The sequence below is a fragment of the Dermabacter sp. Marseille-Q3180 genome, assembly GCF_940792985.1.
Classification (GTDB): domain Bacteria; phylum Actinomycetota; class Actinomycetes; order Actinomycetales; family Dermabacteraceae; genus Dermabacter; species Dermabacter vaginalis.
This window is the reverse complement of record NZ_CALNWU010000004.1, coordinates 92,768-117,258: the sequence shown is the minus strand read 5'-3', so window position 1 is coordinate 117,258 and position 24,491 is coordinate 92,768. Positions and strand designations below refer to the sequence as shown.

Below are 24,491 nucleotides of genomic sequence, written 5' to 3'. Positions count from 1 at the left end.
TGCATACGATTGCAAAATGATGCACGTTAGTGAATGTCGGTCCGACGCTCGCCAGGCAGCCGTCGGAACCCCCAGGCGCGCGTTCCTCCGCGCGATCCCCGCCGCCCTCGCGGCAGGCGCTCTCGCCCCCAGCCTTGGGGCGTGCACCCGCGCCTCCGAAACCCTCGCAGCCGAGGCGAGTCTCATCCCCGAGGTCGATTTCAGCGGGATCGAGTACCAGGACGACATTGCCGCACTCCTGCCCGAAGAAATCCGCGCGCGAGGCGAACTCGTGAATGGGGCCGAGCTGAGCTACGCGCCCGGCGAGTTCCTCAACAACGGTAAAGCGGTGGGCTACGACATCGATCTCCTCACCGCGCTCGGCATTGTGCTCGGGCTCGACACTCGCACCGAATCGGCCGTGTTTTCCCAAATCATCCCTGCCGTGGGCAGCAAATACGACGTGGGAATCTCAGGCTTCACGATCAACGACGAGCGACTAGAAACCGTGACCATGGTGAGTTACTTCGAGGCCGGTATCTCTTATGCGGTCAAGAAAGGCAATCCCTATGGGATCGACCCGCACGACCTGTGCGGCAAACGCCCCGCGGTGCAGGTTGGCTCCTACCAGGAAGAGATCGCCCTCGCCGCCAATGAACAGTGCCGCGCCGAAGGAAGGCGCTCCGTAGACGTCCTCGCCTACGCCAACAACTCCGATGCCGTCACGAACGTTGCAGGCGGTAAGGCTGACGTGCTCATTGCCGACTCGCCCGTCACGAGCTACGCGATCGCGCGTTCGCGTGGAAGCCTCGAACAGGTCGGCGACGTCGAGGAATCGGCACTCAACGGGATCGTGGTCAAGAAAGGCGAGGACCAACTCGCCGAAGCGCTGTGCGCCGCTGTGCAGCATCTCATCGACACCGGCGCCCTGCGCACCATCATGAGCGCGTGGGGTAACGACGCAGGGCTGATCGAGAAAGCAGAGGTCAAAAAGGCATGAGTACGAGTATCGACACCCCGATCCCCAACCGGATCCGCGCGAAGCGGGCCCCGAGGCCAGGAACGTGGATCGCGGCGGTCATCGTCGCACTTTTCAGCGTGTGGCTCATCGCCTTCGCCGCGGGCAACGAGGTTTTCGAATGGGGTGTCGTGGGAACCTATCTGTTCGACGTCAAGGTCATCAAGGGCGTCGGCTGGACTCTGCTTCTCACGCTCGTGTCGATGGTGATTGGCACGGTGATCGCCCTGACTGCCGCGATCATGCGGCTCAGCTCCAACCCCGTTCTGCGCGGTGTCTCATGGGCCTACATCTTCGTGTTCCGCGGTGTCCCCGTCTACACGCAGCTCGTGTTCTGGGGTCTCATCACCGTGATCGTTCCCAAGATCGTGATCGGCGTGCCCTTCGGCCCCGAGTTCGTGAGCTTCTCGACCCGTGAGTACTTCACGGCATTCTGGGCGGCAACCGTAGCGCTCGGCCTCAACGAAGGTGCCTACCTCGCGGAGATCATGCGTGCGGGGCTCACGAGCGTGGAGCGCGGCCAGAGCGAAGCCGCAAAATCTCTCGGCATGAAGAACTCGCTCATTCTGCGCAGGATCGTGATCCCTCAGGCTATGCGCGTCATCATCCCGCCGCTCGGCAACGAAACGATCGGCATGCTCAAGACGACCTCGCTCGTGCTCGCCGTGCCGTTCACGCTCGACCTCACCTACGCCTCGAACTCGATCGCGAACCTCCTGTTCAAACCCGTGCCCATGCTCATCGTTGCGGCGCTGTGGTACCTCGCCGTGACGAGCGTGCTCATGGTGGGCCAGTACTACATCGAGCGCTACTTCGGCCGCGGCTTCGATGATCGCGCCGCCGTGCGCCCCGGGTCGCGCGCCTCGCGCCAGGCATCCGTGAACGCCTCGGGCACGACCCCGAAGGATCCGCTTCCGGAGGTGGAACTGTGAGCGCAGGATCGAAAGCGGCATCGACAAACGAGAACGGCAAGGACACGACCATGACCATGACGGCGGCTCCCAAAGTGCAGCTCGAGAACATTCATAAGGCCTTCGGGGACCTGCATGTCCTTCGCGGCGTTGACCTCGAGGTCGGTGAAGGCGAAGTATGCGTGCTCATCGGCCCCTCCGGCTCGGGAAAATCCACACTTCTTCGCTGCATCAACCAGCTCGAGGAACCCACGGGCGGAAAGATCCTCATCGATGGCGAATTGCAGGGGTACAGCCCGGAACCGCTCGCCGACGGTCGCTGGCAAAAGCTCTCCGAAAAGGAGATCGCGGCGCAGCGCTCGCGCATTTCAATGGTGTTCCAGCGCTTCAACCTGTTCCCGCACATGACCGCCCTTGAGAACGTGTGCGAGGCACCGATCCACGTGCGTGGTGTGCCCAAGGTCGAGGCCCGCTCAAACGCGCTTGAGCTCCTCAAGCGCGTGGGACTCGGTGATCGCGCGGATCACTACCCGAGCGAGCTTTCGGGCGGTCAGCAGCAGCGCGTCGCGATTGCGCGTGCGCTCGCGATGGAACCCGAGATCATGCTTTTCGACGAGCCCACATCAGCGCTCGATCCGGAACTCGTTGCGGAAGTGCTCCAGGTTCTCAAGGATCTTGCTGTCGAGGGCCAAACCATGGTGGTGGTGACCCACGAGATCGCCTTCGCGCGTGAGGTCGCCGACCACGTCGTGTTCATGGATGGAGGTCAGGCGGTCGAGGCCGGCCCGCCGAGCGAGATCCTCGATAATCCCCGCTCGGGCCGCCTCAAGGAGTTCCTCGCGAGTGTGCTCTAGCGGCCGGATCGGAACCGTTCTGCCGCTGCGATAATCTCGCTTGGCGGAACATCGAGGTAAAACCCGAAATACACCACGTTGGTGTGGGGAAGGTACACCACGAGATTCGTATCGCCCCTCGGTGAGGCCTTCGTGACCGAGAGGCTCACATCGTGCCACGGGTAAGTTCTGCGCTCGCCTCCCTTTTCGAGGAGGGCGAGGCCTTCCCGGTCGAGCCACAGCCCCTTGCCGTTTTTCGAGCGACCCCACGTGATGGTCCGATCCGTGGGGGCCGCGACGATCTTGCTCGCTCTGGCGCGGATCTCCTGAAAACTTGACGTGAACGCGTCGCTGAAGTGTGCCTTTTTCGGCGCCGAGAATCCGCGTTCATCGAGGGTGTAGACACCCTCGATGGGAGCGTTGTGATACGCGCTCGCGGCTTCCCTTTCAGCACGACGCCGCTCCCGCCGTACACGAGCGCGCTGCACGATGCGAAGAATGAACGGCAAGACGACAAGGAGCACGAACCCCACAATGAGGGGAACAAAGAACTTTAGTTTGGCCGGAACAACGTCGCTATTGAGGAGCGCGAGGGTCACGCCCCCCGCGATCCCAATCGCAAGGAAGGCGCCCGCGACGCGAAGAACTTCACTCATGAGACGGGGGACGTCTTTGCGGAGGGAGTCGGGCATCTCCACGCGAGAAGCCCCGAGGGACTCGAGGGGCATCTTCGCAAGTGCCCCGAGCTTCTCTCGCGTATCCGGGAGGCCGTTGTCCTCGTAGCCGACGCACATCTGATCCAAGCGAAGCCCCTCTCGCTCCCGTGGGTTCCACTTTGATTTTACGCGAGCGTGACGTGAAAAGTCACGGAATGACCTGGTGTAACAGTGAAATTAGGTTAGGTGCGAAGGTGCGCCGCGCGTGCGATGATCTCCGTTGCGCTCAGCCCAAGTTTGTCACCGCTATAGCGCAAGTGTCGGTGCGGCAAGTGCACGACGAGGTCGGGCTTGCCGATTCGCACGAGCTTTGCCTCTTCGAGGTGCACCTCGCTCCACGGGTAGGTCTCGTATTGATCCGCATCCGGGACGAGGCCGAGGAAGTCCCGGCTCAGCCACAGCCCGACCCCGTCGATCGAGCGTCCCCATTCAAGTGCGTCGGCACCCGTGGCGGCTGGGGGAGCGGCTGGCGGGTTTTTGCGCCGGTCGAGGAAAGCGCGTTCGTAGAGCACGCGACCGCGTTTGTAGAACGCGTAACCGAGCAGCGTGAACACGGTTCCCGTGACGAGGAACGAGATGACGAAAATGTGGATGCCGAAGGCTTTCTTGAGGAAAATATCGGCGAGGATTCCCGCGAGCACAACGAGAATGATGGTGCCTGCGTGGCGCTTACCGAACTCGGCGAGGGCCTGCACGTGACGGCGTGCGCGCGCCTCGCGGGGGCTCGCGGCATCGGCGAGGCCGCCGTCGTTGTAGCGCACGGTGGAGGTGCTCTCGTCCATGCCTGCCCCTCTCTCGTCCCGTCCGTCCCAACTGTTCAGGGTGTAGATAACTGTGTCATAGACCCAGTTTCAGCTTCGCCTCTCTTTTTTCTCCACCCTCACGTGATTTTTCCAGACCCTCACTCGGGTTTTTCTTCGCCCTCACGTGGGTGGCGGCCGAGGATGCCAATCGCGCGCGCGGCTCTGATCAGCCCAAAGCCATCGGGAGCGCTCATCCACGGCACTCCGTGATATTCATGCACGCTTTCGTGCGCACGCTCGTGGACAAGCTCTGATGGGGTGCGGGCTTCACCGTGCGAAGGTGTTCCGACGGTTGCCTCGCCGGCGTCGGACCCATTTCTTCCGATCGTGCTTCGCCATACCTTCGGCACCGCCCCCACAAGTGCGCGCCCGAGCGCGCCAATGGAGGCGAGTGGGCGTTCGGCACCGTGGGCGAGATCCTGCTCGTCATCGGTGAGTTCGCGAATCGCGACCGCCGTGACCGATCCCGGATTCTCCTCCGCGACACTGCCGTAGATCGAGGGGTCGTGCTGGCCATCGTCGCCCACGAGGAGCCAGCGCGTGTTCGGAAACATCTCGCGCAGCGAGGCGAGGGTCGTGAGCTTGTGGCGCGTGCCCGAACGGAAGAATCCCGTGTTCGTGGGGCCCCAGTCGGTGAGGAGGAGAGGACCGGCGGGGTAGCCGTTCTTGAACAGGAAGCGTTCGAGCACCGGGGCCACATTCCACGCGCCCGTTGAAAGGTAAATGAACGGCGTATTCTCGCCGTAGTGGCGGCGAAGCTGCTGGTAGAACACGGCCATGCCGGGAACGATGCGGCGCGAGGCCTGCGAGATCACGAAGGCGTTCCATCCCGCGATGAGAGGCCGGGGCAAAAGCGTGATGAGCACCGTATCGTCGATGTCGCTCACGACCGCGATTTCCTGCGCTTCATCATCAAACACGTGGGCGTTCGCCGTGACGGTATTGCTGCCATCGGTACTGAGGGTGATGCTGTGAAGTCCAGGTTCGAGTTCGACGGCAATGACGTCGTCGATGATGCCCGAGCGATCCGCGTACGTCTCAAAAACCCGCGGCCCCTCGGAAGTGCTCACCGTGACTTCGACCCGTACGTGCGGGTCGATTTGCGACGTGAAATTACGAAATCCGCGCCGTGCGAGAGAACGCATGTCGTACACGGGCTGATCGAAATGATCGGGCTTCGTCCCGGCACCCGCGAAAAGAACCCGCCCGAGCACACGCAGTCGTGTGCGCGAGCCATACGCCGTGTACGGCTGGATTCGGGCCTCGAAGCCGAGAGCTCGAAGGAGCCGGGCGGTCGCCGTGTTTTTCTTATCCTCGAGGCGGGCCGACCAATGGGGTCGGTCGGGGCGCGAAAACGAATGTGAGCCCAACGCACACCTCCCTGTACCTCGGATCGCGGCAAAGGCCCCCGGTGGGAGCTTATCTATCCTAGTGGACGCGCCGCACGGGAGCCTTAACGCGCGCGCTGAAAATGCGGCAAGATAGTGGCGTGAGCAAATATCGAGTATTGACCGTGTGCACGGCGAACATCTGCCGTTCGCCTGCCGCCGCCGTCATGCTCAAAACCGGCCTCGAACAGGCGGGGCTCGAGGAACTCGTCGAGGTCGAGAGTGCGGGAACCACGTACGAGTCGGAGGGTTTCCCCATGGACGACCGCATCGTCCTCGCTCTCGAGCGTGCCGGGTACAGCCCCGAGGCGCACGCGGCACGCACCGTTCTTGTCCACCAGCTCGGCGAATGGGACCTCGTTCTCACGATGAGCACCAAGCACCTCGCGGAAATGAGCCGCAAACTTGAGGCGATTCCCGAAGGCGTGGAACCGCCCACGCTTCACATGTGGGGAGAGTTCGATCCCGCGAAGCCAGCCGTTGCCGAACCCGAAGATCTCGAGGTTCCCGACCCGTTCTACGAGGGGCAGAAATTTTTTGATCGCACCGTGCTCAAGATGGAGCGCGCGGTTCCGTCGATCTTGCTGTTCATCAAGTCGCGCCTTCGAGATCGCGGCGACATCGCCTAACCGTAGCGCGCGGCGGCTTACGGCTTCTTCGCGCGTGCCCTGAGCGTCAGGGCACCGAGACCTCCGGCGACACCGACGCCTACCGCGACCGTAGTCGCGAGGATGGTTTTGAGTGTGCCGAGCGCACTTCCATCGGGATTGGTCCACACCGAAAGGATGGTGTCGACCTTTTCCTCGTCCTCTTCACCGCGAATCTCATTCGCGGGAGGTGTTGAGCCATCCGTGGGGGCCTCGGTGGGGTTCAGGCGAACGCCCGGGGGAGCGGTCTGCGGCTCTTCTTGAGGAACGGTGAGTGCGGGAATGTCGGTGATGTCATTCTCCGGGTTCACCAGGGGATCGGCTTCAGGAGTGGGAACGGGGGGAAGGGGGGCATCTTCGGGTTCGGGCTCGGCCTGAGCCTCCGGCGTGGGCTCTACCTGGGGTGAGGGCTGGGCTTCGCGCGAAGGCTCCGCTTCCGGCTCTGGTTCCGCTTCCGGCTCTGGCTCCGGGGTTTCGAGGCGCTTTTCAGGTGCGGGGGCAGCGGCCGGTTTTGCGGGAATCGGTGAATCGCCCTCACCGATGGTGAGAATGGGGCCTGAGCCTGGGGCCTCGGGTGAAGGCTCATCTGAAGGGGCGGGTTGTGGTGCTTCAGACGGCGTGGGGGCTGGTTCGGGTTCGGGCGCAGGTTCAGGTGCCGGCTCGGGCTCCGGTGAAGGTTCGGGTGCCGGCTCGGGCTCCGGTGAAGGTTCGGGTGCCGGCTCGGGCTCTTCCGTAGGCTCTGGTGCCGGCTCGTTCGTGGGTTCCGGTGAAGGTTCGGGTGTGGGCGGCGGCTCATGCGAGGGTTCGACGGTGGGGTCAGGCTCGAGGGTGGGCTCCGGTTCGGGTGCCGGTTCCTCGGTGGGGTCCGGTTCGGGTGCCGGTTCCTCGGTGGGGTCAGGTTCGGGGGCAGGCCGATCCCCGAGGCACGGCTCTTCGCCCGGGTGCTCGATCCACCACTTGACCCAGCGGAAACCCGCGATGAAGAAATACTCCTCGCCGGGAACCACGCAATCGGGGGTCTCTGGGGCCGACGGTTCATGGGCCTCGATCGGGGAGTCGTTCGCAGGCTGCGCTGCGGCGACCTGGGGCAATGCCGGCGTAGATTCTTCGGCGGCAAAAGCAAGAGGCGCCGCCGGCACGCCAAGGATCGAGAAGGCGAGCGCGATGGCGCCAATGCGTTTGGCGAGCGGGCGATGTCGTGAGGGCAGACTGCGTGCCGGCGTGTGATGCGCCGCATGGCGCACGCCGGGGTGTGAAGTGAACATGCAGTCTCCCGAGGCCAAGAAAATTTATAGAAGCCTATTTTTCTTAAAGTGATAAGGCGCGACGGGTCAAGACTACGCGCGGGTAAGCGTGCCTGTCACCTCAGTTATCGTTTTGTAATAAAAACAGTACCGTTTAGTGCACAAATCGTCACCGACAGGAGAGGAAATCGGGGGTATCCGTTCGCGCGGACACCCCCGATGATGCGTTGAAAGCGGCTGTGAACAGCGATTATTTGCTCAGGGCTGCATCTACGACATCCTTGGCGGCTGCCTGGACGCTCGTAAGGTGATCTTCGCCCTTGAACGATTCGGCGTAGATCTTGTAGATGTCCTCGGTCCCCGAAGGGCGCGCCGCGAACCATGCGTTCTTAGTCGTGACCTTGAGGCCGCCGATCGGATCACCCGAAGGGGCGTTCGTCATGATCGCCGTGATTTCTTCACCCGCAACGCTCGTGGCCGTCACGGACTCGGGGGAGAGGTTCTTGAGCTTCGCCTTGGCCTCGCGATCCGCGGGAGCGGAAATGCGCGCATACGCACTCGCCCCAAACTCGCCAACGAGATCCTCGAGATGCTCGTGGGGATTCTTCCCCGTGACCGCGGTGATTTCTGACGCGAGCAGCGCGAGAATGATGCCGTCCTTGTCCGTCGTCCACACATCGCCGTTCATGCGCAGGAACGATGCTCCCGCGCTTTCCTCCCCGCCGAATCCCACCGAAGAATCGAGGAGACCTGGCACGAACCACTTGAAGCCCACGGGGACTTCGAGAACGTCTCGGCCAATCTTTGCGCCGACGCGGTCGATGAGTGAGCTCGACACGAGGGTCTTACCGATCTTGGCGTTGCTCGGCCATTCGGGGCGGTGATTGAACAGGTAGGTGATGGCAACCGCGAGGTAGTGGTTGGGATTCATGAGACCGCCCTGTGGCGTGACGATGCCGTGGCGATCTGAATCCGTATCGTTACCCGTGGCGATATCAAACTTTTCGCGCTGCTCGAGAACCGATGCCATCGCCCACGGGCTCGAGCAGTCCATGCGGATGATGCCGTCGGCGTCGAGAGTCATGAACGAGAAGGTCGGATCAACCTCGGGGTTGACGACAGTGAGGTCGAGTCCGTGGCGCTCGGCGATGCGCCCCCAATACTCGACGGCGGCGCCGCCGAGAGGATCGGCGCCAATCTTCACGCCGGCTTTCGCGATCGCCTCCATATTGATAACGGAAGGAAGATCCTCGACGTAAGTTTTCGTGAAGTCGTAGCGCCCGGCGCCCTCGACCGCTTTCGCGGTGCTGACGCGGCGCACCTCGCGAAGCCCGCCAGCAAGGATCTCGTTCGCACGATTCGCGATCCAGGAGGTCGCATCGGTATCGGCAGGCCCGCCGTGAGGGGGGTTGTACTTGAAGCCGCCATCGCGCGGGGGGTTGTGGCTTGGCGTGACAACAATGCCGTCGGCACGCGAATCATCGCTCGCGCCCTTGCCGCGATTGTGGACGAGGATCGCGTGCGAGACCGCGGGCGTGGGAGTGTACCCATCGCCCGAATCGATGAGGACGGCAACGCCGTTGCCCACGAGCACCTCGAGAGCCGTGTCGAAGGCGGGCTTGCTCAGCACGTGCGTATCGCGCCCCATGAAGAGCGGGCCACGAATGCCCTGCCCCGCGCGATACTCCACGATTGCCTGCGTTGTGGCCGCAATATGGCCCTCGTTGAACGCCATATCGAGCGAGCTACCGCGGTGCCCCGAGGTCCCGAAGCTCACCGCCTGATCCGGGTTCTCGGGATCAGGGTGCAGCGAATAATAGGCGTCGATGACCTTGGACGGGTCGATCAAATCGGAAGGAAGCGGGAGCTTCCCCGCCCGTTCGTGAACCATGGAAAACTCCTCAATCCTTCGTGCCCTCGCGGGCGCTTTTAGTTCCTGCTGCGGCCGATTGCGCGGACGATCATCACGATCACACCCACGAAGAACAGGAAGCCGCCGAGGAGGCCGCACACGAGCGAGGCAAGACCCCAGCCGATGCCGCCACCAACCATGTTGATCGGGTTGATCGGGCCGATGACGGAGACGGCGGCGCTGACGTTCTCGCACGTGAGCGTGCCCTTGCCACTGACATTGTTAGCGAGGAACGAGTCCTTGTACGGCACGTACTTTTGGCCGTTGATGTCGAGGGAGTTGCTATCCGACGCATCTGTCTGAGCTTTGAGTTCAGTGCCATCTTCGAGGACGGCCTTACAGGTGGCGTTGTCTTTATCGGCTTCCGGGATGTAGAGGGCCAGAACCTCGAAGCCGTCGACCTCAAAGTCATACGTGGCTTTGCCACTCTCGAACTTGCTGTTGGTCTTATCGAGGTTTTCGAGACCACCCATCTCGTCCACGAAACCGGCACCGGTGCGCCATGCGGCGATGCCGAACAGAATCGCGGCAATGATCATGAGCACCACGCCAATGAGCGTGAGGATGATGCCGATGGGCTTTTGCTTGGGCTTCACCGCTGCGCCACCGTAGTTGTACGGCGTGCCGTAGTTGCCAAAAGCGCCCTGCTGGCCCTGGGGCGCGTACTGGGGCTGCGAGTACTGCTGATTCTGCTGCTGGTATTGCTGGCCCTGCGAGTACTGCGGCGAGCCCTGATACTGGTTCGAACCCGCTGCCTCAGGGGCGCTCGGCTGGCCATAAGGCGAGTACTGGCCGGGGGCTTCGTTGGCGCTTTGGCCGTAGGTAGGGCGCGGGCGATCGTTGCCGTTGAAGGAATCGGACACGTGTGCCTCCATAAAAGTTCGGGGACCGCGATCACGGGCGTGACGCTCTGCACGCCAAGCCTACAAGGTTGCCCTTGAGGCCCGCGTGAAAATGCGTACCGTTTCCACGCGCCGATCTCTAGGGGAGCACAAGAAGAACGGCACCCCACGCGATCCCCGCACACGCGAGCGGCGTGAGCACCCACCACAGGGCGATGCGCCCGAGCAGATTCCACGCGACCGACTTCCTCGATACCGCGAGGGAGGAGCCGACGATTGAACCGACGATCGTGAACGACGACGAGACGGGGAAGCCGAGCCACACACTCGCGCCATACAGGAGCACCGCGGTTGATGTTTCCGCAGCTAGGCCCTGGCTCACCGTGAGGTCGGTGAGGCGCCGGCCAAGAGTGCGCACGATCTCGCGGCCCCCCACGAAAGTCCCGAGCGCCATCGCTCCCGCAAGAAGCAACGCAATCCATAGTGGCAGGGTGGACATTCCCGCATGCGCGGAAAGAAGGTGGCCGAGGGGACCGTCGGACTCCAATCCGTGCAGCTGCGAAACGCGCGTGCCCGACCCACCGAGGGCTGCGAGCGCGACAACTACGATCCCGAGCGGGAGGCGGATATTGCTAAGCCCATGCCCGAAGGCCACGAGCCCCGCGGTGAGGGTCTGCGTCCATCGCACCGTCTCGGTTGTGAGGCGGCGCTTGGCTTGTGAGCGGCTTACGGCCCGGGTGAGAGCGAAGCTGAGGGCAAAGCCGAGGAGGGGGCCGATGAGGACGAGGAGAAACAGCACAGCGATGTCGCCAAGCTGGCGTATGTCGCCGAGGGCACCAGTGAACGCCCCCGCGAAGGCCGCGAGCGTCGTCACCCAACCTGAGAGGGGAACGCCCCGCCACCAGCCTATGAATAGGCATGCGATCGCGGTCGATAGGCCGCACACGAGCGCGAGGCCAAGGGCGCGAGGTTCAGAAAGGAGTGCCTCGGGAACGCCCACAACCCGCACGAGTGAGAAATGTAAAAACACCATGCTCACGAGGCCGAACATTGCGCCCGCACCATTCATGATGGCCGCGTAGGTGAGGGCGAGTCGCTCGGGGAGAACGCGTGTGACGATCGTCGTCGTCACCGCGTTCGGGGCGTCCTGGGCGCCGTTCGCGAAGGCCCACACGACCGCGAGAGCAACGATGCTCCACGCGAGCATCAGATGTCCTTGACGCGCAGCAGATCGACGCAGCGCGAAAGGTTCTGGAAAGCAAGCTGCACACACTCAAGCGCACCGATCACCTCTCGTGTGCGGGCCGCAACGGGGAAGTCAGACGGCTGCGTGTAGTTCTCCCACAGCTCGGCAATCGCCGTGCGGGAATGCTCAGAGGCGTGGGTCGCGAGGCGTCGCATGTCCTCATCAAATGCCGAGAGCTGCTTCGGGTTCTCGAGTTTCCACGCGCACTGCACCACGAGTTCCGCGGCGCGCTCGATGACCGAGAGGATCTCGAGAAGGCGATTGGGGAGCATGCCGAGGTTGAGCCGCACGGTGAGGTCGGCCGTGCGCTCCATTTCAGTGACGCAAAGTTTCATGGCGGAGGCGACACCGTGAAGGGCATCGGCCTGAAACGGAGTGATGAGGCTAGTGGAGAGCCTGTTCGCGATCCTGTGATTGAGTTCGGCGGCATCGATGGCGTGCGCCTGGAGGCGCTCGAACGCCGCTTGTCGCGCCTGGCCCTCAAGCGCGAGAGCTTCCGCGAGGGTCTCGGAGCTTGCCTGCACGCACTGCGCGAGGTCCGTGAAGATGTGATACACGGACTTTTCGCGAGGTAGGGAAAACAGCGGCATGCGCTCAGGGTACCGCCCGAAAGTAACCAAATCGGGCGTGCGGAGCGTCGATCATCTCACGCGCAGAAAAGAAGAGTGAGGCGCCGGACCGGGGGCGCCTGTCGGCGCGAAGGCCGCTCGTAGCGGCAAATGTTGGAGCCCGGGGCCACCGCGGCCCGGCGCGCGTTCAAGCCTAGCAGTGCGCGGCGTGTGCGCTTCAAGCTCGCAGGTGGGTGAGTAAATCAACAGCATCCGCAGGTCTTCGTGGTTAGGCGAGAGTGCCCGCCGCGGCCGAGGTGGCGGCCTCGCTGAGTGCTTCGCCCGTGCGGAGAAGTCGTTCGGCGCGCGCCGTGAGCTCTTCGGGAGTGGCGGGTTTTCCAAGGGTCGTGGCGAGCTCCGCGCGAGCCTCAGGGGAGTCAGCGGCGTGGGCAGAGCCGTAAGCGGCGAGCATCGCGACGGCTCCCGCGCGCGAGAGCGCCACCGAAAGATCGCCCGTGAATGCGCCCGAGAGAATCGCATCGAGTGTCACGCGCATCGAATCGATCGTGGGTGGGTCGCTAAAGCCCACGAGATAGGTGAGCCCCGGCGCCGTGGAGCGGCCGAGTTCGAAGAGCCGCCGCACCTCGTCGGTATCGCGCTGAACCCACGTATGAAGCACATACAGCCGCCACAGGGCACCGGGAAGCGATGCTGCTTCCGCGCCCGACCACAGCGCCGCGAGGTCCTCGAGCCCTTCGCGTTCCACGAGTCTGAGCACCCGCTCAACAACCTCGGGTCGCGCATTCTCGCGCGTCTCGCGAAGGAGCGCCGCGGCACTCTCGTGCGCCGCCTCATTCTTGAGAGCGGGATCGACACCTCCCTCAATCGCTTCTTGACGCTGGGGAGAAAGTGATGCTGGACGCCTGAACTGTGCCATGTTGACAACCCTACTCGTGACGGCTCGAGTGCCTTTGGGTACGGTAGTTCCGACGGTTGCCCGGCAAGCGTCGGCCTTTCAGTTTTCCCGCCCTCACCCAAAGGAGACCGCCGTGGATGCTTTCATGATGACCTTGAGTTCGGGTGTCGTGAGCGGCGTGAGGCCGTACCTCATGCTGTTCGTGCTCGGTCTTTCGGGGCGACTTCTCGAAATTCAAGAGATTCCGCAGGTCATGCAGCGCACCGACGTGCTCGTGATTACCGCGGTCCTCGTGATCGTTGATTTTCTCGCGGATAAAGTCCAGTTCCTGGACTCGGTGTGGGACGGCATTAACACGTTTGTGCGCCCCGTGGCCGGTGGCGCGATCGGTTTCCTGCTCGGCGGCGAAACGGACACGACGACGGCGGTGATTTACGCCATCGTGGGCACGGGCGCAGCACTCGGCACGCACGGGGCGAAGGCCGCAACCCGCGCGGCGGTCAATGTTTCGCCCGAGCCGGTCTCAAATGTGCTCGTGAGCGTGATTGAGGACGTCGTCGCGGTGGTCCTCGCGATTCTCGCGGTGCTGCTTCCGATCCTTGCGGGTATCGCCGCAGTGCTGATTTTGATTGCGGCGATCGTGGCGATCGTTGTGCTCGTGCGGTTCGTGCGAAAGTGGCGCGCGCGGCGGGACGTGCAAAATGGGGCGGTACCCGAAGGCACCGCCCCACCATTGAAGTAAGGACTAGATGAGGCCGCGTCGCTTGAGGAGCGGCTCGTAGCGTGCCTCGCGGCCCGTCATCTCCTTGAACGCCTCGGGGATCGGGCGCGTTGCGCCGATCGAGAGCACGTGTGTGCGGAACTTGTCGCCGTTTTCGCGCGTCAGCCCGCCGTTCTCCTCGTACCACGCAACCGTGTCGGCATCGAAGACCTCGGCCCACAGGTAGGAGTAGTAGCCGGCCGCGTACCCACCCGAGAACGTGTGGTTGAGATAGCTCGTGCGGTAGCGCGACTCGACGAGCGGGTGCATGAGTCCCGCGTCTTCGAGCGAGGCCTGCTCGAACACGACCGGATCCTCGATCGGCTCGGCCTCGAGAGAGGCGGGGAGGCGGTGCCACGCCCAGTCGAGGGCTGCCGCCCGCAGGTACTCGACGGTGCCGAAGCCTTCGCCCCACTGCTGCGAGGCGGTCACGGCATCGATGAGTTTTTGCGGAACGACCTCACCGGTCTCAACGTGCTTCGCGTAGTTCGGCAGGATCTCCGGGTGGAACATCCACATCTCGTTGACCTGGCTCGGGTACTCGACGATGTCGCGTTCGACGCTGAGACCCGAGAGGGTTTCGTACGTGACATTCGAGAAGAGGCCGTGGAGAGCGTGACCGAACTCGTGGAAGAGAGTGCTCACCTCGTCGAGCGAGACGAGCGCGACATCGCCATCGGCGGGAGCGCTGATATTGAGGTTGTTGACCACGACCGGCTTCGTGCCCTCCGCGAGCGACTGATCGACGATGTTGTTCATCCATGCGCCGCCGCGCTTCGTGTCGCGCGTGAAGTAGTCGCCGAGGAAAAGGCCGAGGCCTTCACCGTTCGCGTCAAAGACCTCCCACACTTTGACCTCGGGGTGGTAGCCCACGAGATCCTCGCGGCGCTTAAAGGTGATGCCATAGAGCTTCTCAGCGGCATAGAACACGCCGTCCTCGACCACGCGATCAAGCGCGAAGTAGGGGCGCAGAGCCGCGGTGTCCACGCTGAACTCCTCGGCCTTGACCTTGTCGCTGTAGAAGGCCCAGTCCCACGGCTCGAGAGTGTCGATGCCGTCGCGCTTCGCGCGGGCCGCGATTTTTTCAGCTTCGCGGTCGGCGTTCGTCATGGCGGGCTCGCTGGTTTTGGCGAACAGCTCATCGACCGCGGCGGGGGTGCGGGCCGTGCGATCGGCAACGGCGAGCGAGGCGAAATCCTCGAAGCCGAGCATCGCCGCCTTGCGGGCGCGCAGAGCAGCGATTTCGGCGGCCATCTGCCACGTGCGATCGCCGCGTTCGGTGCTCGCCTCGTACAAGCGCTTGCGAACCTCGCGGTTCGTGAGTGAGCTGAGCGCCGGCTGGTTCGTGGGGAGGATGAAGGTGAGCAGCCACCCCTCGCGGCCGGCTTCCTTCGCGGCCCGGGCGGCGGCGGCCTTGGAATCGTCGCTCAAACCCGCGAGATCGTCCTCGTTCGTGAGGTGGAGGGCTGCGGCGTTCATGTCGCGCGTGATCTGCTGGCTGAATTCCGTTTGCGCCTTCGAGATCTTGAGGTTGAGTTTTGCGAGATCCTCGCGCTGCTCCTCGCTCAGGGCCGCGCCCGCGAGTGTGAAGCGCTGGTGGAACTTCTCGGTGAGGCGCACCTGCTCGGCATCGAGCCCGGCTGAATCGCGATTCTCGTACACCGCATTGAGGCGCTCGAAAATCTGCGGGTTGAGGTGGAGCTCGTTGTCGAGCTCGGTGAGCAGCTCGGAAACCTTCGACTCGATTTCAAGCAAAGGCTCGGTGCCATCAGCGCTCGCGACGTTGTAAAACACGGTCGCGGCACGGTTCAGGGTGCGGCTCGGTTGGTCAAGCACGGCCACGACATTCTCGAAGGTTGGTTCCGAGGTGTCATTCGCAATCGAGGCGTAGGCCTCGCGTGCTTCACGAATGCCGCGCTCGATCGCGGGCAGGTAGTGCTCGTCGCGGATCGCGGCGAAGTCGGGAAGGTTGTAGGGGAGGGCTGAGGCCTCAAGGAGCGGATTTGACGTCACTGTTACTTCTTCACTCATGCGGCAACCGTACCGAACGCCGATCCCGTGCGCACCGGTGTACCAGAGTCCAAAACGCCTGACGTCCGCCCCGCCGGATAAAACCCGGGGGGACGGACCTGGAACGCGCGGTCTTGCGGGGTCAGTTCACGCGCGTGAGCTGGAAAATCACGGTGTTTTCGGGGTTCAGGATCGGGGTGGTGATTCCGACGCTTGCCCACGCCCTACCGCTCAGCACCTGGTCGGTGATCCCACGCTCGTGAAGCTCGGCGTTGAGGCGCTCGTACTCGCGCGCATTGCCTGGCGTTGGTGCGAGGAAGCCCGAAGCGTTGCTGATGACGGGCGAGGGCACGTAGCCCGAGGGCTTCGCTCCCGGCATGAGAACCTCGAGCTTGTACCGCGCCTCGTCGTCGAGTCCCGGGAAATAGAGGCGACCCGTCTGGTTGGCGTCGCTCCTCGAAAGTGCGGTGAACGAGAAGAGTGCCCGGGAAGCGTCGGACGCCACGACCCCGTGAAGCGCAACCGAGTCGTCTCCGAGGTCCACGCGCACTCGATCGCCCGTGAAGAGAAGTTCGCGCACGTCCTTGTAGAGCTGCACCCACTCGCGTAGCTCCGCCATTTCCTCCGCGGTTGCGAGGCGCAAATCCCATTCGATGCCGAGGTGGCCGAACAGGGCTGTTGCGGCGCGGTAGCCGATCGAGTGGAGGCGGCCCGTTGTGTGCGAGGCACCGGAAGCCACGTGCGAGCCCATGAGTTCAAGAGGGATGAGCTGATTCGTCCAGCGGTTCATCAATTGCCGCTCGAGCGGGTCGATGCAGTCCGATACCCACACTCGATCCGTGCGCTCGAGAACACCGAGGTCCACACGTGCGCCGCCCGAAGAACACGATTCGATTTCGAGGCCCGGGAAGCGCTCCTTGAGCTCGTCGAAGAGGCGGTACGCGGCAAGGGTTTGCGCGTGAGTCGCCGGCTGACCGGTCTCGCGGAAGCCTGCCTCGATGAGGTCACGATTGTGATCCCACTTGATGTAGTCGATGTCGTTGTTCTCGAGAACCTCGACCATCTGATCGCGCACGTGCGCATACGCCTCGGGAATCGCGAGATTGAGAACCTGCTGGTGGCGCGACTGCTCGGGCAAACGCTCCATCGTGGTGCCCATGATCCACTCGGGATGCTCGCGCGCCACGTTCGAATCCTCATTCACCATCTCGGGCTCGAACCACAGACCAAACTGCATGCCGAGGTCCTTGACATGCTCGATGAGTGGCGTGAGGCCATTCGGCCACACGTCCTCGCTCACGACCCAATCGCCGAGGCCCGCGTAGTCATCGCGGCGATCGCCGAACCAGCCATCGTCGAGAACGTATCGCTCAACACCGAGTTCGGCAGCACGATCCGCGAGGTCCTTGAGCCGCTCGAGATCGTGATCGAAATACACGGCCTCCCACACATTGAGCGTCACGGGGCGCTGCGTATCCACGTGGTTCTCGCGTGAGCGCAGCCACGCGTGGAAGCGCTGCGCGACCTCGTCGAGGCCCACGCCGTGACTCGCGTACACGAACGGCGATTCATAGCTTTCGTTCTCGGCGAGAACGACCTCGCCCGCGAAAAGTCCTTCGCCGCCCGCGAGGATCGTTTCGCCCGCGCTCGTGCGCTCAACGAGGTGTCGGTGTTGGCCGGAGAAACCCGTGTGTAGCGCCCATACCTCGCCCGAGGAATAGGTGAACCCGCGCTCGCCCACATGCATGAGGAACGCCGAATCGGCACCCGTGCGCCCACGGCGATTCTCGCGCAGGTGCTGGCCTACGCGCACCGGCAGGCGCTGGGGTTCGCGCTCGCGGGTCCAGCGGCCGGCAAAGTCAAGGATCTCGTTTGCTTCCGACGGCACCGGGAGCGCCATCGTGAACGATTGCAGACGATAGTGTCCCTCTCCTCGATTCGTGAGTGTGCCGTGCATGCGCACGAGGCCCGAATTCAGAAGCTCGAGGGTGAGCGTGACTTCGAGGCCGAGCGTGGCGTCTTCGAGCGTGAGAGTAAGAGAGTCTTTTTCGCCGGAACCGTCGGACGCGTTCTGCTCGAGCGTGTGTGCCGTTAGGCCAAGCCGTGGGGCGAAGCCGGCGCCGTTATCGCGCCCGCCGAGGAGACCTGGCTCGCCGAGCCAGCCGTCGGCCTCCTGGGGAAGAAGGCCAGTGCGGGGTGGAATGTCGAGGGCATTTTGGTTGGGGGCGACCGTGGCGGCCTCGAGGATGAGGTCCAGCTCGTCGCTCGAGAGCTCGCCGAGGTCGGAGCCCCAGTAGGCGACGGCGGGCATGCGCCCCTCGGTGAGGTCGAGGACGATGCCGACTCCCGCGCGGCTCAGGTAGAGGGCGCTTTCGGTTTCGAGGGCGCGGTTTTCACAGTTGCGGAACGCGCGGAAGGAGCGCGAGGCAGCGGGGGAGTGGGCGGTGCGGGCGAGAGACATGAGGGAGTCCTTTGTGCTCGTGTGGGCTCGGGGTCGTCCGTGACCCACTTATTTTTGCACCAAAATAAATTAGCGTCCACCTTCTCCTTCAAGGGGGAGAGAAACGAAGTAAGGCGGCGGACTCGGATATGAGCGGCCCGTTTTCTCCACCGTGAGTGCCAAGGCCTTCTCACGTCGACCGCGAAGGCCGGGGAGGCGCTACACTCGGCCCATGGAATTCACGCAGGCGGCCAAGCTTCAGAACGTCCTCTACGACATCCGCGGGCCGGTTCTCGACGAAGCCGCGCGCATGGAGAACGAGGGGCACCGCATCCTCAAGCTCAACATCGGCAACCCCGCACCATTCGGCTTCGACACGCCCGACGAAATCCTCGTGGACTTCATCCGCCAGGCGCACGTCTCCCAGGGCTACACCGACTCCAAAGGCATCGTTGCGGCCCGCCGCGCCGTCGCCCAGCACTACCAAACCCGGGGCCTTCCGGGGCTGAGGCTCGATGACATCTACCTCGGCAATGGCGTGAGCGAGCTGATCCAGCTCACCGCGCAGGCCCTCGTGAACGACGGCGACGAGGTGCTCATCCCGATGCCCGACTACCCGCTGTGGACGGCATGCGTCACCCTCGCGGGTGGCACCCCCGTGCACTACCGCCTCGATGAAGACGACGAGTGGCTTCCCGACCTTACCGACATTGCCGATAAGGTCACGCCGCGCACGAAGGCCATCGTCGTGATCAACCCGAATAACCCCACGGGTGCGGTGTACACGAAAGAGAACCTTCAGGGGATCGTGGACATCGCCCGTAAGCACGGGCTCATGATCCTCGCCGACGAGATCTACGACAAGATCCTCTACGACGACGCGACCCACACTTCGATCGCCTCACTCGCCCCCGACCTCTTCACGATCACCTACAACGGCCTCTCCAAGGCCTACCGCGTCGCGGGTTTCCGCGCGGGCTGGATGGTGCTGTACGGACCGAAAGACCACGCACGAGGCTTCATCGAGGGGCTCGACATGCTCTCGAACATGCGCCTTTGCGCCAACGCCCCCGCGCAGCACGTGATCCCCACGGCGCTCGGCGGCTACCAAACGATCAACGATCTCGTCGCGCCGGGCGGGCGCCTGCGCGAGCAGCGCGACGTCGCCTACGAATCCCTCGCACGGATCCCCGGCGTGAGCGTGAATAAAGCCAAGGGCGCCCTATACATGTTCCCGAAGCTCGACCTCGACATGTACAAAATTGAGGACGACGAGCAGTTTGCCCTTGGTCTACTTCGGCAGCAGAAGATCCTCATCACGAAAGGCACGGGATTTAACATCCCCACGCACGACCACTTCCGCGTCGTGACCCTGCCGGACGTGGACGTGCTCGAGAACGCGATCGACCGTATCGCCGACTACCTCGAGGGAATCCGCCGCTAGGTGCGCCGCAAGAACCCGGCGGCGGGTTATTCGCCTCGTGCGATCCGAATCATCTGCTCGCGGTCGATCTCCTTGAGCGACGGTCGGGGGCTGCCGTCGGAATCCTGCCGCTTCGCCCCCTCCTGAATTTCGTGCTCGTGCAGGCGCATCCACCCGTCCCAGTCGACATAGCGGATGCCGCGCTCGTTGAGAAGGCGCACGATGGAGTTGGGGTCGCGGTCCGGGCACGGTTCGAGCACGCCGCCCTCGATGTCCTCGATCATGTGGGTCACGGTTTCGATCGCGTCGGATTTCGTGGCACCGATGAGGCCCACGGGGCCGCGCTTGATCCAACCATTTGCGTAGCATGCGGGCACGACCTCGCCCTCGGCGGTCGTGACGCGGCCTTCGTCGTTGTGGATCACGCCGCGCACCGGGTCGTAGGGAACCCCGGGCAACTCCGAGCCGAAATAGCCGACGGCGCGGTAGACCTGCTGAATGTCGTACTCGACCATCTCGCCCGTGCCCTCGAGCGAGCCATCCTCCGCGAGGCGCGTGCGCTCAAACCTCATGCCGGTCACACGGCCATCCTCACCGAGCACCTCCACGGGACGGTGCCAGAAATGAAGGTGGAGCCGACGCTTGACCTCGCCACCGTCGCGGTCGGTGGGCTCAGCGCCGCTCTCCTCGCGTTCCTTCTGCTCCTCGAGCCAGCCCTCGAATGTGCTCACGACCTGATCGATGCGCTTGTCGGCGCGGATGCGCTCCCATTCCTCGTCGCTGATCTGCGCGAAATCGCGCTCGTCGAGGATGACCTGCACGCCTTTCGGGTGGGCAAGCTCGCGCGTTTCGAGCGGAGAGAACTTCGCCTGGGCGGGGCCGCGGCGGCCAAAGACGTGCACGTCGGTGATACGCGAAGCCTCGAACCCTTCGTAGACGTTGTCGGCGATCTCGGTGGCAAGGAGCTCGTCGGCACTCTTGGCGAGCATACGTGAGACGTCGAGCGCAACGTTGCCGTTGCCGATCACCGCGACGGATTCGGCGTCGAGGTTCCACTCGCGCGGGTAGTCAGGGTTTGAGTCGTACCACGCGACGAAGTCGGCAGCGCCGTAACTTCCTTCGAGGTCGATCCCGGGGATGTCGAGCTGGGCGTCTTTGAGTGCGCCGGTGGCGAAGATGATCGCGTCGTAGCGCTCGCGCAGGTCTTCGAGGCTCAGGTCCTTCCCGAAGGCGACGTTGCCGAAGAAGCGCATGTCGCGACGGTTGAGGATGCGGTGGAGCGCAGTGGTGATGCCCTTAATGCGCGGGTGGTCGGGCGCGACCCCGTAGCGAATGAGGCCGAACGGCGTGGGGAGCGCGTCGAAAATATCAACCTCGATTTTCAGGCGTCCCTTTTTGACGTGCGGTGTTTTGTTGAACGTCTCCGCCGCATACACGCCGGCCGGGCCGGAACCAATCACGGCGATACGGAACGGGATGTCAGTGAAGGTGCTGCTCACGGAGGTCCTTGTGCTCGGCGGGTACGCGTGCGGCGCGCCTAGTGCGCCGCAGCTTTTCGATACTCGAGCCTAGCGTTAAAGGTTGGACCGGGCGAGGGGAGTGTGAGCAGGGAGAGACGAGTAGCGGGCGGCGAGCCGGCTACCCGGCATCCACCCTGGCTGTGAGCACATGGCTGAGGGTGGAGAAAACGACCTCGCACCCCTCATGTGGGGCATTCTTGGTCTTTTTCTCCACCCTCGTAAGTGGGGAATGAGTTTAGTACTCGGCCGGCTGCACCACCACGAAGCCAGGGCCGTGGAAAGCGAGCTGGAAAGCTTCGCCCGAACCGCGGCCAATGAGTGCGCCCGCGTTGAAGTCGTTCTTGATTTGCGGCTGGAGGTTCGCCGACCAGCACACCACGGCCTGCGGGTCCACGTACGTGGGCTGCTGGGAGCAGTCGAGCAGAAGTGGCTCGCCGTGCGAGGTGATCGCGACCATGCCGTGCCCCTGGAGGAACAGGTTCGTGAAACCTCCCGCGACGAGACCCGCGCCGAGGCCGCCGCCGATCATCTTGATGTCCCACTCGATGCTCGAGTCGAAAGCGAGCATTTTCGAGGTGTTGAGAGAGAGGGCTTCGCCTTCGAGCTGGATGAGGAAGATCTGCGAGCCATTTTTGGCGAAGAAGATTTCGCCGTTGCCGGTGGTGCGCATCATGTTGGCGCCCTCACCTGTGGCCAGCTTCTTGACGAGCTTCATGCCGCCGCCTGAGCCCTGGTACTTGAATTTCATCTCGCCCTGGTAGGCCACCATCGCGCCGGAGGAGGAAACGATCTCGGGTGCGCCGGGATTGAGGCGGCAGCGCAGCATTCGCTTGGACTGGAGGGCCCAGCGGTCGTTGGTTTGGACTTCCTGGTGTTCTGGTGAAAAGAGTTCAGATCTCATGGCTTCACCCTAGAGTGAGCTAGCTCCTATCTTCCTGGAGATCATGAGAAAAGAACGATTGTTATTGGAACCGCTTGAGCCGTAGCGAATTGCTCACCACGAAAACGCTTGAAAACGCCATCGCCGCGGCCGCGATCACGGGGCCAAGAAGCCCGAGCATCGCGAGCGGGATCGCGATGACGTTGTAGATGAATGCCCAGAAGAGGTTCCAGCGGATCGTGCGCACGCTCGCCCGCGAGAGGCGGATCGCGGTGGGAATCTGTGCGATATCGCCGCCCGTGAGCACGATGTCGCCCGAGTTCATCGCGGCGTCGGTGCCGGTGCCCATCGCGAAGCCAAGATCGGCTTCGGCGAGGGCTGCCGTGTCATTAATGCCATCGCCCACCATCGCGACGCTCGAGCCTTCGCCGCGAAGGGACTTCACGAGGTCGAGTTTTGCCGCGGGGGTGAGCGAGGCGTGAACCTTCTCGATGCCGACTTCGCGCGCAATGTGCGCGGCCGCGGCAGGGTTGTCGCCGGTCGCCATGACGGGCTCGATGCCGAGCGCGCGAATCTCCTCAACGACCTTCGTCGCTTCGGGCTTCACGGTGTCGCTCACGCGCACGAGCCCCGCAACCTCGCCGTTGACGCGCACGAGGGAGGTCGTGTGACCTGCCTGCTCGGCTTCGCGGAGGGAAGCGGCGAGAGGGGCGGGCAGGCTGGGCACGGTGGGATTTTCGGTTCCGACGCTTGCCTGGCCAGCGTCGGATGCCGCGGTAATCTCCACCTCCCACGGCCCCGTTATTCCCCCGAGCGACCCGCTCACGTGCGCCGTGAGGCCTCGGCCGACGTGAGCCCGCGCATCCTCGAGTGTGAGGGCATCGCTGCTGCCGCCGGCCGCTTCCACGATGGCCCGCGCGATGGGGTGTTCCGAACCGGATTCGGCGGCGCCCGCGAGCGCGCGGATGTTTGCTTCGCTCCAGCCTTCGGCGGGTGTCACGGAGTGCACACGCATCGCACCGCTCGTGAGGGTGCCGGTCTTGTCGAGAACGATCGTTGCGATGTCGCGAGAGCTCTCGAGCGTGCTTGCCGAGCGAATGAGGATACCGAGTTCGGCGCCACGGCCCGTGCCCACCATGATGGCCGTGGGGGTTGCGAGGCCGAGCGCACACGGGCACGCGATGATCAGAACGGCGACGGCCGCGGTGAACGCCTGTTCCGTGGTGCCACCGAGTGCGAGCCACACCACGAGCGTGAGGACTGCGAGCACGATGACGATGGGTACGAAGATGCTCGAGACCTTGTCAACGAGCTGCTGCACGGGAGCTTTGGAAGCTTGCGCATCCTCGACCATTTTCGCGATGTGGGCGAGCTCGGTATCGGCGCCCACGCGCGTAGCACGCACAAGGAGCCGGCCCGTGGTGTTGACGGTTGCGCCCGTGACCTCGTTTCCGGGCGCGACGTCCTCGGGGATACTTTCTCCCGTGAGCATCGAGCGGTCGATGGCGGAGGTACCCTCGAGGACCACGCCGTCTGTCGCGACCTTCTCCCCGGGCCTCACGACGAAAACATCGCCGACCTGCACCGCGCCGATGGGAACCTCAACTTCGGCGGTGCTGCCGTCGGACTGAAGCTCCACGATGGTGGCATTCTTCGCGCCGAGGTCAAGCAGTGAACGGATGGCTGCGCTCGACTGGTGGATGGCGCGGGCCTGCGCGTAGCGCCCCGCGAGCACGAGGGTCGTGATGACCGCTGCCGATTCGAAGTAGATTTCGTGCGCACCGTGGTGGTTCCGGCTGAAAGCGGCGCCGAGGCTCATGTCCATCGTCATGCCGATTTCGCCTGCGCCGCCGAAGAGGAGCGCCCAGATCGACCACAGGTACGCGGCAAACGTTCCCATCGTGACGAGGGTGTCCATCGTGAAGCCGCCGTGCTTGATGTTCACCCAGGTCGCACGGTGGAAGGGCGCGCCGCAGTAGAACACGACCGGCGTCGCGAGAATGAGCATCGCCCACTGCCAGCCGGGGAACTGCAACGCCGGAATCATTGAGATGAGGAAAATTGGCGCCGAGAGGATGGCTGCGAGGACCATGCGGATTAGCGTGTCGCGCTTGTCGCGCGCGGCGCGCTCCTCGGCGCTTGTGTCGGGGCCGTGGATCGATGTGCTTTCGGCTGCCGCCTCCCGCACGTGCGCCCCATAGCCGCCCTTTTCGACGGCTTCGACGAGCTGCGCATCGGTGATCGACGGGTCGCTCACCTGCACGCTCGCGCGTTCGAGTGCGAGGTTGACGACCGCGTCGACATCGCCCACGCGCCGCAGCTTCTTCTCCACGCGCGCGACGCAGCTCGCGCACGTCATGCCGGTGACGTCGAGGGTGACGGTGCGCGGTGCGGTGTGGGTTTCAGTGCTGCTCATGGGGTCCTTCGGGGTGTGGTGCGGCCGGGTTCGGGATGG

20 protein-coding genes are annotated in these 24,491 nt (G+C 63.8%); 6 read left to right on the top strand and 14 right to left on the bottom strand.

Annotated features, from left to right (window positions below; all coding sequences use genetic code 11):
* Window positions 1-16 precede the first annotated feature (16 nt).
* The 3 genes from NBW56_RS09675 to NBW56_RS09665 are packed head-to-tail and all read left to right on the top strand — an operon-like array spanning window position 17 to window position 2,762.
* Window positions 17-979: an ABC transporter substrate-binding protein gene (locus tag NBW56_RS09675; RefSeq protein WP_250259055.1), complete on the top strand. Its 963-nt coding sequence runs from the start codon at window positions 17-19 to the stop codon at window positions 977-979.
* Complete coding sequence (locus NBW56_RS09670; protein WP_250259054.1) at window positions 976-1,929, top strand: amino acid ABC transporter permease; 954 nt, start codon at window positions 976-978, stop codon at window positions 1,927-1,929. The genes NBW56_RS09675 and NBW56_RS09670 overlap by 4 nt, the downstream gene beginning before the upstream one ends.
* A gap of 50 nt (window positions 1,930-1,979) precedes the next feature.
* Window positions 1,980-2,762: an amino acid ABC transporter ATP-binding protein gene (locus NBW56_RS09665; protein ID WP_284346114.1), complete on the top strand. Its 783-nt coding sequence runs from the start codon at window positions 1,980-1,982 to the stop codon at window positions 2,760-2,762.
* On the opposite strand, the gene NBW56_RS09660 is transcribed toward NBW56_RS09665, so the two are convergent.
* The 3 genes from NBW56_RS09660 to NBW56_RS09650 form a co-directional block, all read right to left on the bottom strand.
* Window positions 2,759-3,544, bottom strand: coding sequence for a hypothetical protein (locus tag NBW56_RS09660; RefSeq protein ID WP_250259052.1), 786 nt, complete (start codon window positions 3,542-3,544; stop codon window positions 2,759-2,761). The two genes, NBW56_RS09665 and NBW56_RS09660, sit on opposite strands and share 4 nt — an antisense overlap.
* Before the next feature lie 95 nt (window positions 3,545-3,639).
* On the bottom strand, window positions 3,640-4,239 hold the full coding sequence (locus NBW56_RS09655; protein WP_250259050.1) for a hypothetical protein: 600 nt from the start codon (window positions 4,237-4,239) through the stop codon (window positions 3,640-3,642).
* Window positions 4,240-4,358: 119 nt separating this feature from the next.
* Entirely contained in the window at window positions 4,359-5,630 is a 1,272-nt protein-coding gene (locus NBW56_RS09650) for an App1 family protein phosphatidate phosphatase (RefSeq protein ID WP_250259048.1), read from the bottom strand.
* Between the two features lie 119 nt (window positions 5,631-5,749).
* Between NBW56_RS09650 and NBW56_RS09645 the strand changes: the two genes are divergently transcribed.
* On the top strand, window positions 5,750-6,277 hold the full coding sequence (locus NBW56_RS09645) for an arsenate reductase/protein-tyrosine-phosphatase family protein (RefSeq protein WP_223845720.1): 528 nt from the start codon (window positions 5,750-5,752) through the stop codon (window positions 6,275-6,277).
* A gap of 17 nt (window positions 6,278-6,294) precedes the next feature.
* Here NBW56_RS09645 and NBW56_RS09640 read toward each other — a convergent pair whose 3' ends face one another.
* From NBW56_RS09640 to NBW56_RS09615, 6 genes are all read right to left on the bottom strand, one after another.
* Complete coding sequence (locus NBW56_RS09640) at window positions 6,295-7,560, bottom strand: hypothetical protein (protein ID WP_250259046.1); 1,266 nt, start codon at window positions 7,558-7,560, stop codon at window positions 6,295-6,297.
* Between the two features lie 229 nt (window positions 7,561-7,789).
* Window positions 7,790-9,430 (bottom strand): phosphoglucomutase (alpha-D-glucose-1,6-bisphosphate-dependent), encoded by a 1,641-nt coding sequence (pgm, locus tag NBW56_RS09635; protein ID WP_250259044.1) that lies wholly within the window; start codon window positions 9,428-9,430, stop codon window positions 7,790-7,792.
* 38 nt (window positions 9,431-9,468) lie between these two features.
* Entirely contained in the window at window positions 9,469-10,314 is an 846-nt protein-coding gene (locus NBW56_RS09630) for a hypothetical protein (protein WP_250259042.1), read from the bottom strand.
* A 118-nt stretch (window positions 10,315-10,432) separates the two neighbouring features.
* Entirely contained in the window at window positions 10,433-11,500 is a 1,068-nt protein-coding gene (locus tag NBW56_RS09625; RefSeq protein WP_065247185.1) for an inorganic phosphate transporter, read from the bottom strand.
* The gene (locus NBW56_RS09620) at window positions 11,500-12,129 is read right to left on the bottom strand and encodes a DUF47 domain-containing protein (protein WP_074298880.1); all 630 of its coding nucleotides are present in this window, start codon (window positions 12,127-12,129) and stop codon (window positions 11,500-11,502) included. The genes NBW56_RS09625 and NBW56_RS09620 overlap by 1 nt, the downstream gene beginning before the upstream one ends.
* Window positions 12,130-12,376: 247 nt before the next feature.
* Entirely contained in the window at window positions 12,377-13,024 is a 648-nt protein-coding gene (locus tag NBW56_RS09615; protein WP_074298878.1) for a hypothetical protein, read from the bottom strand.
* Window positions 13,025-13,136: 112 nt separating this feature from the next.
* Here NBW56_RS09615 and NBW56_RS09610 point away from each other — a divergent pair, with 112 nt between their 5' ends.
* Window positions 13,137-13,745, top strand: a complete 609-nt coding sequence (locus NBW56_RS09610; RefSeq protein ID WP_239379305.1) for a DUF4126 domain-containing protein — start codon at window positions 13,137-13,139, stop codon at window positions 13,743-13,745.
* A 3-nt stretch (window positions 13,746-13,748) separates the two neighbouring features.
* Here the strand turns inward: NBW56_RS09610 and NBW56_RS09605 are convergent, their stop codons facing one another.
* Together NBW56_RS09605 and NBW56_RS09600 are read right to left on the bottom strand one after the other, a co-directional pair.
* Window positions 13,749-15,794, bottom strand: coding sequence for a M3 family metallopeptidase (locus NBW56_RS09605; protein WP_250259040.1), 2,046 nt, complete (start codon window positions 15,792-15,794; stop codon window positions 13,749-13,751).
* 121 nt (window positions 15,795-15,915) lie between these two features.
* Window positions 15,916-18,234, bottom strand: a complete 2,319-nt coding sequence (locus NBW56_RS09600) for an alpha-galactosidase (RefSeq protein WP_250259038.1) — start codon at window positions 18,232-18,234, stop codon at window positions 15,916-15,918.
* A gap of 211 nt (window positions 18,235-18,445) precedes the next feature.
* On the opposite strand from NBW56_RS09600, the gene NBW56_RS09595 reads away from it, so the two are divergent.
* Window positions 18,446-19,657, top strand: a complete 1,212-nt coding sequence (locus tag NBW56_RS09595; protein WP_250259036.1) for a pyridoxal phosphate-dependent aminotransferase — start codon at window positions 18,446-18,448, stop codon at window positions 19,655-19,657.
* A gap of 26 nt (window positions 19,658-19,683) precedes the next feature.
* Here NBW56_RS09595 and NBW56_RS09590 read toward each other — a convergent pair whose 3' ends face one another.
* The 3 genes from NBW56_RS09590 to NBW56_RS09580 all read right to left on the bottom strand — a co-directional run bounded on the left by NBW56_RS09590 (window position 19,684) and on the right by NBW56_RS09580 (window position 24,452).
* Complete coding sequence (locus tag NBW56_RS09590; RefSeq protein ID WP_250259033.1) at window positions 19,684-21,135, bottom strand: FAD-dependent oxidoreductase; 1,452 nt, start codon at window positions 21,133-21,135, stop codon at window positions 19,684-19,686.
* A 256-nt stretch (window positions 21,136-21,391) separates the two neighbouring features.
* Entirely contained in the window at window positions 21,392-22,057 is a 666-nt protein-coding gene (locus NBW56_RS09585) for an AIM24 family protein (protein WP_126848216.1), read from the bottom strand.
* Window positions 22,058-22,118: 61 nt separating this feature from the next.
* A complete protein-coding gene (locus tag NBW56_RS09580; protein WP_250259031.1) occupies window positions 22,119-24,452 on the bottom strand; it encodes a heavy metal translocating P-type ATPase in 2,334 nt (777 codons plus the stop codon).
* Between the last annotated feature and the right edge of the window lie 39 nt (window positions 24,453-24,491).

Coding starts and splice junctions, on each gene's coding strand:
- NBW56_RS09675 (WP_250259055.1), top strand. CDS start 17: ATGATGCACGTTAGTGAATGTCGGTCCGACGCTCGCCAGGCAGCCGTC.
- NBW56_RS09670 (WP_250259054.1), top strand. CDS start 976: ATGAGTACGAGTATCGACACCCCGATCCCCAACCGGATCCGCGCGAAG.
- NBW56_RS09665 (WP_284346114.1), top strand. CDS start 1,980: ATGACCATGACGGCGGCTCCCAAAGTGCAGCTCGAGAACATTCATAAG.
- NBW56_RS09655 (WP_250259050.1), bottom strand. CDS start 4,239: ATGGACGAGAGCACCTCCACCGTGCGCTACAACGACGGCGGCCTCGCC.
- NBW56_RS09640 (WP_250259046.1), bottom strand. CDS start 7,560: ATGTTCACTTCACACCCCGGCGTGCGCCATGCGGCGCATCACACGCCG.
- pgm (WP_250259044.1), bottom strand. CDS start 9,430: ATGGTTCACGAACGGGCGGGGAAGCTCCCGCTTCCTTCCGATTTGATC.
- NBW56_RS09625 (WP_065247185.1), bottom strand. CDS start 11,500: ATGCTCGCGTGGAGCATCGTTGCTCTCGCGGTCGTGTGGGCCTTCGCG.
- NBW56_RS09620 (WP_074298880.1), bottom strand. CDS start 12,129: ATGCCGCTGTTTTCCCTACCTCGCGAAAAGTCCGTGTATCACATCTTC.
- NBW56_RS09615 (WP_074298878.1), bottom strand. CDS start 13,024: ATGGCACAGTTCAGGCGTCCAGCATCACTTTCTCCCCAGCGTCAAGAA.
- NBW56_RS09605 (WP_250259040.1), bottom strand. CDS start 15,794: ATGAGTGAAGAAGTAACAGTGACGTCAAATCCGCTCCTTGAGGCCTCA.
- NBW56_RS09600 (WP_250259038.1), bottom strand. CDS start 18,234: ATGTCTCTCGCCCGCACCGCCCACTCCCCCGCTGCCTCGCGCTCCTTC.
- NBW56_RS09595 (WP_250259036.1), top strand. CDS start 18,446: ATGGAATTCACGCAGGCGGCCAAGCTTCAGAACGTCCTCTACGACATC.
- NBW56_RS09585 (WP_126848216.1), bottom strand. CDS start 22,057: ATGAGATCTGAACTCTTTTCACCAGAACACCAGGAAGTCCAAACCAAC.
- NBW56_RS09580 (WP_250259031.1), bottom strand. CDS start 24,452: ATGAGCAGCACTGAAACCCACACCGCACCGCGCACCGTCACCCTCGAC.